Annotated in this window: 6 protein-coding genes; all 6 read left to right on the top strand. The window is 41.7% G+C overall.

What is annotated here, in order from left to right:
* Nucleotides 1-129: 129 nt before the first annotated feature.
* Nucleotides 130-1,896, top strand: a complete 1,767-nt coding sequence (locus tag VCM39_RS20945) for a right-handed parallel beta-helix repeat-containing protein (protein ID WP_322933341.1) — start codon at nt 130-132, stop codon at nt 1,894-1,896.
* An 18-nt stretch (nt 1,897-1,914) separates the two neighbouring features.
* Nucleotides 1,915-4,953, top strand: coding sequence for a TonB-dependent receptor (locus VCM39_RS20940; protein ID WP_322933340.1), 3,039 nt, complete (start codon nt 1,915-1,917; stop codon nt 4,951-4,953).
* A 21-nt stretch (nt 4,954-4,974) separates the two neighbouring features.
* Nucleotides 4,975-6,489 carry a RagB/SusD family nutrient uptake outer membrane protein gene (locus VCM39_RS20935; RefSeq protein WP_221650690.1) on the top strand — a complete coding sequence of 505 codons (1,515 nt, stop codon included), beginning with the start codon at nt 4,975-4,977 and terminating at the stop codon, nt 6,487-6,489.
* Between the two features lie 110 nt (nt 6,490-6,599).
* Complete coding sequence (locus tag VCM39_RS20930; RefSeq protein ID WP_322933339.1) at nt 6,600-11,843, top strand: RagB/SusD family nutrient uptake outer membrane protein; 5,244 nt, start codon at nt 6,600-6,602, stop codon at nt 11,841-11,843.
* 111 nt (nt 11,844-11,954) lie between these two features.
* The gene (locus tag VCM39_RS20925) at nt 11,955-12,953 is read left to right on the top strand and encodes a glycoside hydrolase family 16 protein (RefSeq protein ID WP_289291518.1); all 999 of its coding nucleotides are present in this window, start codon (nt 11,955-11,957) and stop codon (nt 12,951-12,953) included.
* Between the two features lie 116 nt (nt 12,954-13,069).
* Complete coding sequence (locus tag VCM39_RS20920; protein ID WP_322933338.1) at nt 13,070-15,346, top strand: glycosyl hydrolase family 95 catalytic domain-containing protein; 2,277 nt, start codon at nt 13,070-13,072, stop codon at nt 15,344-15,346.
* Nucleotides 15,347-15,351 lie beyond the last annotated feature (5 nt).

The raw sequence follows: 15,351 nt of genomic DNA, 5'->3' as shown, positions 1-15,351 counted from the left end.
TGTATATTGGTGAATTGTACTTGATGTGCCTCCTTTAAGTACGCAATATGCATCCCTCTCTTTCATATTTATTCCACTTTTGTTGCATCAAAAACCGATGTAAAACTTATCAATTTTAAAATTTATAGTATGAAAAAGACATTATTCTCTGCAATGTGTGCTTTGGTTCTCTGCTCAGGCATGAGTGCGAAAGTAATCTACGTAACTACTGATGGTAATGACAACAATGCCGGGACTTCCTGGGAGACGGCAGTGAAAGATTTGAATGTGGCAATAAGCAAAGCCGATAAAGGTGATGATATTTATATTGCTGCAGGCACCTACGTCTTTAATACATCTATTATGATGAAAAATGGAGTAAGTTTTTATGGTGGATTTGCCAAAGGAGAAATTTCTGTCGATGCACGCCAACGACCCAATCCTCAAGCTGAACCCTGGAACTTTACAAATGAAACGATTTTTACCGGTGAGAATGAAAACCGTTTGATGGAGCGGGAGGATAAAAGTTCTCTTTGGGATATGCTGTATGTGGATGGAATTACTTTTAATAATTATAAGGTAACTAAGGACTGGCGTTTTTTATATTTTAGAAATTCTGTTACTTTCCAGAATAACAAAGTGATTAATTGCGCAGCTAATGCTACCCTTGTTTATGGTGAAGAGAATTTCATAGTGCGTGATTGTTATTTTGCCAATAACAGCAATTTGGGTGATTTGACGAAGACTAATTCAGTGATTTATTTTTGTGGTTATGCAGTAGGCAGTTTGCCAAATCGTATGGAGAACTGTGTCTTTGAGGCTAACAAAATGCAATCTTTTGGACTTTATAATTATAATGGTGGACCACAGAATCAATCAGATGAAGTGCTGATTACCAAGTGTCTTTTTAAAGATAATACAGATAAATGTATTGGAATTGCTTATGACTGGTCAGAAGGTACGATGGCGATAACCGACTGTCTGTTTGAAGGAAATGCCACAACTGTTTCTGGTACTGTGCTTTCCGGAAAGTCAAATGTACAGGCAAGTTTTACTAACAACATTGTTCGTAATAATCAAAATACAACAGAAAGTGGAGACGAATGGAGAAGTGCTATTATTACAACGGTCTCCAATATGGTTCTTGCTAATAATCTGATAGTGAATAATACAAGTAACCGCTTACTGATGGATATTCAGGGAGGTACTCAGTTGAATAATACCATTGCCAATAATAAAGGTACTTTGTATATTGATGGTGCCGGTAGTCCTTTCTGGTATAATAATATTGTAGTAAACAATGAAGCAAGTAGAGAAAAAACTGTGGAGGTTGCAGCTAATAACGAACTGTGTTGGATAGAATACAGTGCTTTTGATACAGAGATTGATTTTGGAGAAGCAACGAATAGTAATAATGTTGTAGATGTTACTCCATTTGTAAATCCTGCTTCTTTCAAAGGGGTTGCTGTGGATGCAACTCAGAAAGAGGAATCTGCAAAGGCTGATTATTCTTTGAAGGAGGCTTCATTAGCTATAAACTCCGGTACTACTGAATTTGACTATAATTGTGAACTGGAAGATACCTGGGTTGAAAAATTCATGAAGAAAGATATTGCAGGAAATGATCGTATTGTAAATGGTAAAATAAATATGGGAGCTTACCAGGGTTCGGCACTGACCGGCATTTATCCGAACAAAGCAGATAACGGTTCCTCAGTGGTGGCTTATGGGAATCAGTTGGTAGTAACCTCTGATGAAAATTCGGTTGTAGAGGTTTACTCTATTGTAGGTGAAATGGTTCTTAGTGTGCCGGTTACCGCTGGTGATAACACTATAAACATGTCCGGAAATGGTTTCTATCTGGTGAAAGTCAGCAATGTAAACGGTTCGAAGACATTTAAAGTTCTGGTGAAATAACTTTAGAAATAAAATAGTATGAAAAAAAGTAATTTGGCGACAAAAAGGTTGTGGAGCCTGTTTGTAGTTTGCTGCCTGATGACACAAATAGTATGGGCACAGGTAGGGACTATAACTGGTAAGGTTATTGACAAAGCCGGGGAGGGCGTGATTGGAGCATCTGTTCTGGTGGTAGGTACGACAATGGGTACCATTACGGATGTGGATGGAAACTTTAAGTTGGACAACGTACGGAGGGATGCAACTTTGAAAATTTCCTTTGTCGGTTATCAGACATTAGAGGTCAAAGTAGCAGGAAAGAAAAGTCTGACAATAACGCTGCAGGACGATACGCAAGCTCTGGATGAAGTAGTGGTAGTAGGTTATGGTGTACAGCGTAAGTCGGATTTAACGGGGGCGGTTGCTTCTGTTAAAGCAGACGATATTCTGAAAAATACACCGACTAATAATATTGAGAATGCACTTCAGGGACGCATGGCGGGGGTTAGTATTGTTTCCGCTTCGGGTGACCCTACCCAGGGAGCTACGATCCGTGTACGCGGAGCCAACTCCATCAAGGCAGATGGTGGTCCGCTGGTAGTAGTCGATGGTTTTATCGGAGGTACATTGAGCATGTTGAATCCGGGAGATATAGAGTCCGTCGAGGTCCTGAAAGATGCTTCTGCTACGGCTGTTTATGGTTCGCGCGGGGCGAATGGAGTTATCTTGATTACTACTAAAAAAGGAAAATCCGGAAAAGTAAATGTGAATTATAACGGATATGTCAATTTTAAAAAGCCGTATACTCTTCCTGATATTTTGTCTCCCGGACAAATGGCCGATTTGGCTAATGATTACGGAAGAGAAATTAACCGGAATTCAGGTCTGGATCCTCAGGTTTTCTATGATGCAGATGCTGTTAAAGGTTTCTATAATGGAGGTGGATATGACTATCTGGACGCTATTTTCCGGGATGTGGCGTTGGAGCATACACATGAATTGTCGGTGACCGGAGGAAATGAAAAAACTCAATTTGTATTTTCCGGGCGTTATAATTATAACGAAGGTACGATTGAAGAGTCGCAACGCAAGTTGATCAATGCCCGCTTGAAGGTGGATACAGAACTTCTTCCATGGTTAAAAGCAGGTGTGAACTTTAATGGCAGTTACTCTAAGGATTCCGGGGTGAACTTTAGCGGATGGCAGAATACCTTGGTAGATGCGTTGAATTTCCCGAATACTGTTTTACCGAAAGATGAAGATGGAGCTTATCATCACAAAGATATACAGGGAGGTCGTAAATTCAACCCGATGGCTCATATCAATGAGGTAGATAAAGACGGTTATTATTATAGTTCTACAATACAGGGGTATGTAGATGTTACGATCTTGAAAGGACTAACGCTACGGACTACTCAGAATTTCTGGTTTGGGAATACCAGTGCATTGAATACCAATACGAAAGGGAGCCTGAGTGGGTGGAACAGCGGATATAACTCTGCTGCTTTTACCAGTACCCAAAATTATTCCTGGACGAACCAGAATATTCTATCCTATGTGAAAGAGTTTAATAAAAACCATCGTATTAATGCTACAGCCGTTATTGAGCAACAGTATAGTAATAATATGAACAATAAGAGTGAAGGTCGTGAGTTGATTTCCGAAGAAATAGGCGCCAATAATACCTCTTTGGCTAAAAAAGTATATGGTTCTTCCGGACATACCCGGTCTTTCATGCTTTCTTATATGGCAAGAGTAAATTATGTTCTTATGAACCGGTATATGCTGACTGCCTCCTGGCGTTATGACGGTTCTTCCAATCTTTCGTCAGAGAAGAGATGGGAACAATTCCCTTCCATGGCTTTGGCATGGAATATGAAGGAAGAATCATTTTTGCGTGATGTTGATTTCCTGAGTCAATTAAAACTCCGTGCCGGCTATGGTGAAACAGGAAACCAGGCTGTAGCCGCATATTCTGCCTGGACAGAGTTGGAAGCAACCCGTGATGCAAATGATAATTTGACTCTTACAACCAAGCGGATCGGAACGAAAGGTCTGCGGTGGGAACGTACAAAACAGTGGAATGCGGGTATTGACTTCGGAGTATTCAATAATCGCCTGACATTTACGGTAGATGTGTATGATAAACTGACCAAAGATGCTTTGCTGGATGTGACTGCACCGTTATATACTGGTTTCAAGACCCGTTTGAAGAATGCAGCCGAAATACGTAATAAAGGTTTTGAGGTTACTATCGGAGCCGATCCTGTAGCTACCAGAGATTTCAGGTGGAATACGAATATCACTTTATCACACAATAAAGGAGTTATTGAAAGCCTGGACGGAGATTTGGAATATGCTATTATTAGCGGTGGATATCAGAACGACTATTTCCGTAATATAAAGGGCGAAAAACTTGGAACGATGTGGGGATATGTAAGTGACGGTGTTTGGAAAACAAGTGAACTGGCTGATGCTCCACAGGGAACAGAAGCGGGATCTTATCGGTACAAGAATCTGGATGGTAGCGAAGATAAGCAGATAACGGTGGAAGACCAGACTATTATCGGTAATGGGCAACCCTCTTTTCAGTGGGGATGGAATAATACGTTTACCTATAAGAATTTTGACTTAAGCCTGTTTGTCATTGGGGTACACGGTTTTGATATTTATAATTATACGCGTGCGGCTCGTTTGGGAGTAGGGGATAGTCCGTTGGAGTTAGGTCCTAATCCGGAATGGCTGAATCGTTGGACACCGGAGAATGAGAATTCGGATATTGCCGGTTTTATATCAAAACGTAATTCAAAGAAATCTGTATCTCAATACGTGGAAAGAGGTGATTTTGTAAAAGTAAAGAGTATCACATTGGGATATAATTTACCGGAAACGGTATTGAAACGCATGAAAATCAGTATATTGAGGATATATGCTTCTATCCAGAATCCATTCCTGTTTACCGGTTATTCCGGTATCGATCCGGAGGTTACATTGAAAAGTCCACTGACCTCGGGGATCGACTACGGATATTATCCTAACGGACGTAATTATCTGATTGGGTTGAATTTTGGGTTTTAATAATAAAAAGCAGATTGATTTATGAAAAAATATATTGTAGCGTTAGCTTTTACAGGTTGTATTGGGCTTTCCGGGTGTGCTGATTTGTTTCAAGAGCCATTGAGCTTTCCAACTCCGGAGAATATTGAATATAATCAGGACAATGTAACGAGCCTGACTGATGGTTTATATCGAAAATTGTGGTTTAATAACTGGGGATTCAATTGCCGTCCCCAAATTTTGGGATTAGGAGCCGATGATATTATCGGAGGTTCGGTTAGTAAACGTCATTATCTGATTGATGAGTTTTATGTACATGGTGATGATGTTGATTTGGTTTGGGAGTATTTATATGCTGTGATACAAGCAAGCAATCAGTTTATAGAGGGACTGGAAGCTTCTCCAACTATGGCTGATGAAGCCAAGAAACCCTATTTGGGTGAGGCTTATTTTATGCGTGCATTTGCTTATTTTCATCTTGTGCGTTATTTTGGGGATGTTCCCGGATTTACCGATTCCACTTGTTATAAAGATATATTGGGGAGTACGGACATTACCCGTAACAAGACAGAAGATATTTACAATCTGATTATTGTTCCTTCTTTGAAGATAGCCGAAGAGTATCTGCCCGAAAGAGGACGGAAGAATAACGGTTCAAATGAAACTCCTTCCAAATGGGCAGCTAAGGCATGTCTGGCCGATGTATACCTGACCATGGCAGAATGGCCATTAAAAAAGACAGAAAATTTTGCACTTGCCCGTGATAAGGCAAAAGAAATTATTGATGAAGGAGGTTATTCATTACTTCCGCATTACGAAGAATTATGGAAAGAAGCTACTAAGCTTGATGCGACGGAACATATGTTCGCGTTACCTCATGACAAGGTAAATCAAGCCAGTAACTATGGTATTTCATATATGGCAATGGAGGAAAGTACGGCTGCATGGAGTGATTATCTGGCAGACTCCTGTTTTTATGAACGTTATCCGGCCGATGAACGGAAGGCATTCAACTTTATCACTAAAATGGGTGAAGGGAAAAGAGCGAAAGATTTTCGTAAAACACAGATGCGTTCTCCTGCCATCAATAAATACCGTGATTACGGGGGCACAACTACCGCGAATGGAGCAGAAATGAGTGCGCAATCTTCGGGTATTACCCCAATTTATCGTTATGCTGAAGTATTACTGATTTATGCTGAAGCCCAGAATCGTGCAGAGCATGGTCCCAATACATTGGCATACCAATGTCTGAATGATATTCGTAAACGTGCGGCAGGAGGCGGAGTGTATGACAAAGCGGAAAACATGAATGAAGAGGAGTTTGATAAAGCCGTGTTTGATGAATACGGTTGGGAATTTTTCGCTGAGTTTAAGAGATGGTTTCAACTGGTGAGAACGGAAAAAGTATGGGAAATGAATCAATATAATCCGCGTGTGAAAGCATCTATGATGAAGAATGGAATAACCAAAGAAGAGCGTCGTACCTATTTGATGCCACTTCCCGAACAGGAACAAGTTGATTGTGGTTTTGAGGCTAATCCGAGAGTCTATTAATATAGAAAAAACGTAGTTTAGTGAACTCTGTCTTCAGTAGCCGATAACCGGATTGTTACGGTTACCGGAAGATAAGAGTTCGCGAAACTTAACTTAAAAAAAGAAATCCAATGAAAAACATTTTATTAGCATTGACATTATGTGGGGCTGCCGGCATTGGTTATGCAGCATGGTTTGCCCCTGCAAACTTGTTTGAGTCAAACGAGGTATCACATGCTCAGGCTGTTTCCGAACACTTGCAGCACCAGTCTTTACAAGAACTAAAAGCATCTGTTTCGTCTTACATGACTAAAGCTGAATTGGAAACGGCAGCCAATAAGTTATACACTACACTATGGGGCGGTAATTGGGGATTTAATTGTCGCCCGCAGATTTTAGGATTAGGAGCGGATGATATTGTCGGAGGATCGGTAGCTAAGCGTCATTATGCTATGGACGAGCTGAAAGTAGATGCGGCATTTGACGGTGATGTGAAAATCATATGGCAGGACATGTATACGTTGATAAGAGAGTGTGATCTTTTGATGGAAACAGTTCAAAATTCAACCGCTCTTACCGAAAGTGACAAAGTGCAATATGCCGGAGAAGCCCATTTTTTCAAAGCGTTTGCCTATTACCAACTGGTTCGTTGGTTTGGAGAGGTGCCGGCTTATAAAGATTCGGAGCAGAAAGAAGATATTCTGGGTAGCACAATCATCGGTCGTAATGCGATAAGCGACATTTATAATCAGGTGATTATTCCAAATTTACAGGCTGCGGCAGAGAAATTACCGGAACAGGGACGTTTAGGAAGTGCCGGAGCCAATTCTACCCCCACTAAGTGGGCAGCAAAGACTTGTCTGGCGGAGGTATATCTGACTATGGCAGGATGGCCTCTTAAACAGACAGATAAATATACATTAGCAAAAGAAACGGCTAAAGAGGTGATTGAGAGTGGAAAATACTCTCTATTGCCCCGTTATGAAGATTTGTGGAAAGAGGCTACTTGCGGAGACGATACGGAACATATTCTGGCATTGAATCATACCATTGTCGGATCCAGTAATTATGGTATCTCTTACATGGCAATGGAAGAGAATGCAGGTGCCTGGAGTGATTATCTGGCCGATTCCTGTTTCTATGAACGTTATCCGGAAGATACTCGTAAGGCTTTTAATTTTGTAACAAAATTCGGTGAGGGGAAACGAGCGAAAGACTTTAAGGTATCGGAAATGCGTTCTCCTGCTATTAATAAATACCGTGATTATGGAGGAATAGAACCACTGAGTGCACAAACAAGTGGCATTACTCCTATTTATCGTTATGCAGATGTACTGTTGATTTATGCTGAGGCTCAGAATAAAGCGGATAAGGGGCCGGATGCTTTAGCATACCAATGTATAAATCAGATACGTAACCGGGCCGGAGGAACCGAGCTTGCTGCCGGATTGAACGAAGCCGATTTTGACAAGGCTGTATTTGATGAACGGGGATGGGAATTTTTTGCTGAATTCAAAAGATGGTTCCAATTGGTGAGAACGGAAAAAGTATACGAGGCAAATCTGTATAATCCACGTGTGAAGGCCTCTTATGAGGCGAGGGGCATAACAGCCGATAACCGTGATATTTATCTGATGCCGTTACCAGCGTCAGAAAATGATAAGTATGCTATACAGATTAGAGACAATGGTTTCGACAATGCAGATTTGACCCGGGGCTTTAAAACACAGCCTTATCTCTTCAATGAATGGGTTACGAATAATCCTCAGCCGAATGTAGTACAGTTTGCTGTTGTAGATGACCCGGAGCACGGAAAGGTTGCAAAAATGACCGGAGCGCCCGGTACCTGGTATAAAGATTTCCTGGCACAACGTATGAAAGGAAAAGCAGATCGTGATATTTATCGTTTGACATTCTATGCCAAATCAATGAATGAAGCTCAGCTCAGAGTATATACTTTCCTCACGAAAGAGGATAACTCGGATGCTTCCGGAGGTCGTTTCTTTGTTGTGAAACAAGATAATGTGGCTGATAATAAAAAGGCATCGGTTGTTTTAAAACTGACCGATAACTGGGTTAAATACACAATTGACTTTGATTTATCGAAAGTGGAGCCGGACTTCTGGGAGTCGAAACCCGTGGAAGAATCTACAGATATAGACCTTACTAACTTCTGTATATTGTTTTATAACCAGAACAATGCAGAATCATACATCGATGATGTACGTTTTGATAAATTATCTACACTGGAAACAAACAAGCCGAAAGCATTTACTTTTGAGAATGTATCGGAATTGGAACAGTGGAGTGCAGTGAACAGTACACTATCATTGAGTAAAGAACATCGTAGTGAGGGGAATCAGGCTTTATGCTGGGATACGAAAGATGGAGGAACGCTGACCGTTTCTGTCGGAGAGTTTACCATTGGCAGTCAGTCGGCATTTTTTGAGATACATAACTCACAACCGTGTGATGATCAGATAACGATTGACTATCTGGACGAAACCGGTAAAGCGGTAAAAACCGGTCATATCTCAATGAATTTTAAAGGATGGCGTGAGTTCAACCGGTTCTACTCGGATTATGCGAATAAGAATGCAGTTACTATTACCGATATACGGTTTACTTATGCCGGAAAGAATGCAGGTAATACAAAAATATACCTGGATAAAGTGAATTTTGATGCACCTAAATCTTCCAATTGGAAAGTACTGTATCAGGATTTGATGATGCCGGATCTGGAATATTTATATAAAGACCGTGTTCAATTGCTGAAAGCGTATGCTGCTGGTCAGAACAAAGTAATCAATGAACCTACAGCGCAGGAAATTACTGACTTTGAAAAGTTGAAAACTGCATTGGCTACGGTTCCTGCTACAACAGTAACGATGAAAACTTTACGATCTTATATGTCAGCTCTCGGTCTGGTCCGCAATGAAGACGGTTCGATTAATGGTCCTGCATTAGGAGGGAGCGAAGAACTGACAATCGATATTATGATTGATATTTCTCAAAGGGTGCAAGCACTGGCAGCTCATGCAAAGAAGGGAGATCAGGAAGCGAAAGATTTATTGAAAGATTATGTTGATTATATTCTGGATCAAGGCATCTTCTATGATTTCGAACGCCTTACATATAGTCATTATGGTAGTGTAGATGATATTCCTGCAGGTTTTATAGCAGCAATGTCCGAATATACGGAGGAGCAGAGAAAAGAGATGATAAAGGCTATGACTTGGATGCTCGAAGCAAATATGGTATATGCCGATAATGATTACCTGGTTTCCTGGATGAATGCGGATTATTTGTGTAACTACTTTAAACATCTGTTTGCACTGGCTGTTGCTCCTACTGATCAGAAAGAGGCTATCCAGAATCTGAAAGATATGGTTCGTTTCATGGAGTTGCATACTATTTATACTCCGGCAGGGCGGGAGGTATTGAAAGTGGACGGAACAGGTTTTCACCACGATACACACTATAATGCATATATGTATGCTTATAAAGCATGGTGCAATTATATTTATACACTGAAAGGAACTTGTTTCCAAGTAAAGAAAGACTCTTACGAACGTATTCGTAAAGCGATTGTATCCATGTATCTGATGGCAGTAAAGGGGGCAAATAGAACAGACTACTATGCAGCTAACAGTCTTTGTGGAAGACATCCGTATACAGATGGCGGTGGAATTGTTCCGTCAGAAGCCTGGTATGTGGACCGCCTGATAGAAGGTGGCGGTGATATTCTGGGTACCAAATATGATATGGAGCTGGCAGCATTCTATAACTATTTCTTTATGACGGATAAGTATGATATAGAGCCGGCAAAAGTAGACGGTTACTATCAGTTTAATTATAGTCCGGCTGGTATTTACCGGCAGAATAACTGGGTAGCTACCATGCGTAGTGCTACTACTCAGTTCTGGGGAACGGAAATTTATACAACCAGTAACCGGTTCGGACGTTACCAGAGCCATGGCACTTTGGAAGTCATGTATGATGGTGGGGCGGCTGTATGTGGTTATCCTGTTGAAACAGCACCCAATGCGACAGGTAGTAAAATGTCCGGAGGTTGGGACTGGAATGTTGTACCGGGAGCTACTACTGTACATTATACTTCATGGAAAGAGATGATGCCACGAAAAAGTACGGAAGGTACTTACTGCCAGTATTCGAAAAAGGATTTTTCCGGAGCATTGGCTTGGGGGCAGTATGGTATCTTTGGAACGGATTTCCTACAGAGCGATGATTGGGGAGGTCAACAGTTTACTCCGACCAACCTGCAGTTTAAGAAATCGGTTTATGCATTCGATGGTATGCTCATCAGTATGGGCAGTGGTATCAGTGCTAAAGGAAGTTATGGAGATGATATGATTACGGCTACGAATTTGTTCCAGGGAATCGATTATGAAGGTATTAGCAGTGACTTGGTCGTAAACGGGCAGGTGATGGCTCCGGGAGCAGAGAATATGACTAATAATTCAGAGCAGGATGTATGGCTGGTAACTCCGCAAACGACGGGATACTTTATTCCGAAAGGCAATGACCCGATTGTTATCAAACATGCTAATCAAACCGCTCCTCGTGAAGACGGCAGCGATGTTACAGGCGATATGAATACGGTAATGGCTGCCAAGGCTTATATTGACCACGGGGTAAAACCGGAAAATAAAGAATACCTGTTTGTTGCTGTTCCGGGGACAACACCCGAGAAGATGCAGCAATTATCTGCAAAACTTGCTGGTAACGGAGGAGATATTTTCAAAGTGGAAGCACAGAATGAGAAATTGCATGCATTGACTTACAAACCGCAGGGTATTACTGCTTATACGTTCTTTGGAGCGGCAGACGGACTCAGCTTTGCCAATGTGAAGTCCTCCGACTCGGAGTTGTTATTGATGGAGAAGGCCAATACAGGAGCAAAGACTATCTCATTTGCGGTTGCTAATCCGAACCTTCGCCCGAAAACGCACGAGCTGTTTAAGTGGATTGAACAGGAAACCAATGCTACGATTGTTGTAAAAGGTGAATGGAAACTTCAGAAGGCTGTTGATGGCGTTTCTGTTAGTACTTTGGCTGATGGCAATACACAAGTAAGTCTGCATCTGGAACAAGGAGAACCGGTTTACTTTACATTGCAGGATCCGAATGCTACCGGTATTTCTGATATGAACTTGGCAGAAGCCATGAAAGTCACTGTTTGTGAGGATCATATACAGGTTGAGAATGTTAATGGAGCAGTGACTGTTTATGACGTGGCAGGTAAGCTTGTTGATGCGAAAGAAGCCGATGGTTCGGTAACGTTCGTAATACAGGAGACGGGTTGTTACATTATCAGATGTGGTAGCGAAGTAACCAAAGTTATTGTAAAGTGATATGAAAATGAGTACCGGACCGTATTTTTTACGGTGGTAAATAATAGTATAAATGAAGGTGTGAAGAGCCGAATATATCCCTGGCTCTTCACCCTATAAAACGGATATTCGATGAAAAAGCTGATTCTATTAATACTTTCTTTATCTTTGGGCGGATTACTTTATGCACAGATGAAAACTTCGGAAACTACGGACTATAAACTGGTCTTTTATGATGATTTCGATCAGGATACCGGGAAACCCGATCCTAAATATTGGTCGTTTGCTGTTCCGGATGGTGCACCCTGGTCTATTTATCTTTCGAAAAGTTATGATCAGGCTTACCTGCAGGATGGTAAACTCGTACTGAAGGCAGAGAAGGCGAAACGATACCGGACAGGAGGCATCTGGACGAAAGGAAAGGTAGCTTTTAAATATGGTAAATTAGAGGTTCGTGCAAAATTCAAATCTGTACAGGGTGGATGGCCTGCTATTTGGTTATTGCCTGTCAGTCCGCAATATTCTACAGGATATGGGGGAGAAATAGATATTATGGAGCAGGTGAGTCATGAATATATGGCATGGCACAGTGTTCATCCGGGAAGTGAGGAATATCGCGGATCGGGTCTGGGCGGAAAGTATGTTCTCGATGATTTTAATACATATACTTTGGTTTGGACAGCGGACGAACTATCTTTCTTTATTAACGGAGTAAGTACGGGTACTTATCTGAGAAATAATCAGTTACCCGAAAGTGAGGCTTGTAAGCAATGGGTGTTTGATGTTCCTTACTATCTCATTTTGAATTATGCTTTAGGAGGTGAAGGAACCTGGCCCGGAGTGATTAATGATGAAGAGTTACCGGGATATATGGAAATAGATTGGGTAAAGGCCTATGAGAAAGTTCCTACCGGTTTCTCCCCAAATACCTTTGCAGATCCGATGAAGGTCTCAGTGGTAGGAAAAGAAATATGCGTTGAGAATACAACCGGTAAGGTTTCTATTTATGATTATTCGGGTCGATTGGTAGAAAGAATAGATATAGTTGATTCGGCGCGTATTACTGTGAAGGATACAGGCTGTTATATTTTAAAGTGTGGTAATCAGGTTGTAAAGGTAAGTGTATCCTGATAAATTGCATATATATTAGGCTTTATGCGATAGTTTGTTGTATTGTTGACAGGGTAGCCGGGGATATATGTCATAAGATGGATATATCCCTGTTTCTATATAAATTTTGTTTGATTATGGTGCGTGTAAAACATTTATTACTTATAGTTGTGGTAGGAATCTTGTTTTCCTGCCGGTCGGGAGAGGAGGTGTCCGATCTTCCCCGTCCTTATCATAACCTTCGTTTTGAGAAACTTCCGGAGGTTTGGGACGAAGCCCTTCCATTGGGAAATGGTTTAACCGGTGCTCTTATCTGGCAGAAGGAAGGGAAACTGAGAATCGCTATAGACCGGGCCGATCTGTGGGACTTACGTCCGGTAGAAGAGTTCAAATCACCCGATCATTCTTATCAGTTTATTTGTGACCAGGTACTTCGAAAAAAAGATATTGCCCCTATCCAACGCTTGATAGACGACAGGACTAAATACGACGCGGCTCCCACTAAGATACCTGCAGGAGCTATTGAGTTTAACATTGCTTCTTTAGGAAGAGTAAGGAATGTAAGTCTGGACCTGACTTCTGCTGTCTGTACCATTTTATGGGAGAATGGAGCCAAAGCACGCATTTTTGTTTCCGCTAATGAGAAAGGAGGGCGTTTCTTATTTGAAAATCTGCCGGATACTCTTTCTCCGGAGCTGATAACTCCTTTATATGAAGAAAATGATGCAAAACTGGACTATCAGCCCGGTGTAAATAAGCTGACTGCATTGGGATATAAACGAGGAAAAGTAGAACGAATAAATCCCGGAACTTTGCTCTATCAGCAGCAAGGGTGGGGAGATGTTTCTTATGAAATAGCATTAAACTGGAAGTCTGTTTCCGGGCATTCGCTGGAGGGGGAGTATTGTGTAACTTCCAAAGGAACCTGGTATTCGGAGAAGGAGGGGGCACTGGAATGTATGAGGCAAACTATGAGTCGCGACTTTGATAGCAGCCTGGCGATGCATAAGCGTTGGTGGCGGGAATATTGGATGAAATCTTCTATCAGCCTGCCCGATACATTACTGGAGAAACAATGGTATCTGGAAATGTACAAGTTTGCCGCTGCTTCACGAAAGGGTGCACCCCCTATCTGTCTGCAAGCTGTATGGACTGCCGATAACGGTCAGACTCCTCCCTGGCGTGGAGACTTTCACAGCGATTTGAATACCCAGTTGAGTTATTGGGCAGGATATACCTCTAATCATCTTGAAGAGTCGTCCGTGTTTACCGACTGGCTCTGGAAGATAAAAGAAAATGCAGAAGCATTCACCCGGCAGTTTTATGGAGTGAAAGGACTGAATGTTCCTTGTATTGCTACATTGACAGGAGAACCCATCGGTGGATGGAGCCCTTATTCACACTCTCCCTCTACAGCCGGTTGGTTATCGCACCATTTCTATCTGCAATGGAAGTATAGTATGGATACCGAATTCCTGAAGAACCGCGCTTATCCATGGATAAAGGAGGTAGCACGGTATTTTGAGAATATTTCAGTACGGGATGAAAACGGAGAACGACAACTTCCTTTATCTACTTCTCCGGAGATAAATGACAATCGTATAGATGCTTGGTTTCAGAAAACAACAAATTATGATCTTGCCAATATACGGCTGACGTATACCATTGCCCGGGAGATGGCGGAGGCTTTGGGCTTGAACGAAGAAGCCGGTTATTGGGTAAGGCAACTAAGCGAATGGCCTAAACCTGCTGTGAATGAGAGTGGGTTGATGATCGCACCCGGAAAGGCACAAGTGGAGTCGCATCGCCATTTTTCACATTTACTGTCTTTTCATCCTTTTGGATTAATAGACGTGAGTAAAGGGAATGGGAATATCGATTTGATATTGCGTTCTATTAAGAATGTAGAGATGCTGGGCACGGATTGGTGGACCGGATATACTTATGCATGGCTGGCCAATATGAAGGCCCGTGTTTTTGAAGGAGATGATGTGGTGAGAAACTTGCACATCTTTATTAAAGCTTTTTGTTCTCCGAACAGTTTTCATCTGAACGGTGACCAGTTGAACGCCGGCTATTCGCAATTTACCTATCGTCCGTTTACACTGGAAGGTAATTTTGCTTGTGCGGCTGCTATTCAGGAAATGCTGTTGCAAAGTCATACCGGAGTGATAAAAGTATTTCCGGCCTTATCCACCAAATGGGAAGATGTATCTTTCCGGCATCTCCGGGCGATGGGAGCTTTTCTCGTATCTGCCTCTTATGAAGGAGGGAAGATTGTTTCTATCACTGTTGAATCTGAAAAAGGAGGATTGATGAGGCTGAATAATCCTTTCACGGACCAAATAACGGAGAGAAAAATGGAAGCCAGAGAGACGATTACATTTACGAATAAGTTTCCGATGGGAAAATAAGAATT

The sequence above is a fragment of the Bacteroides mucinivorans genome (genome assembly GCF_034654355.2).
GTDB classification, from domain to species: domain Bacteria; phylum Bacteroidota; class Bacteroidia; order Bacteroidales; family Bacteroidaceae; genus Bacteroides; species Bacteroides nordii.
This window is presented reverse-complemented; position numbering and strand designations above follow the sequence as displayed.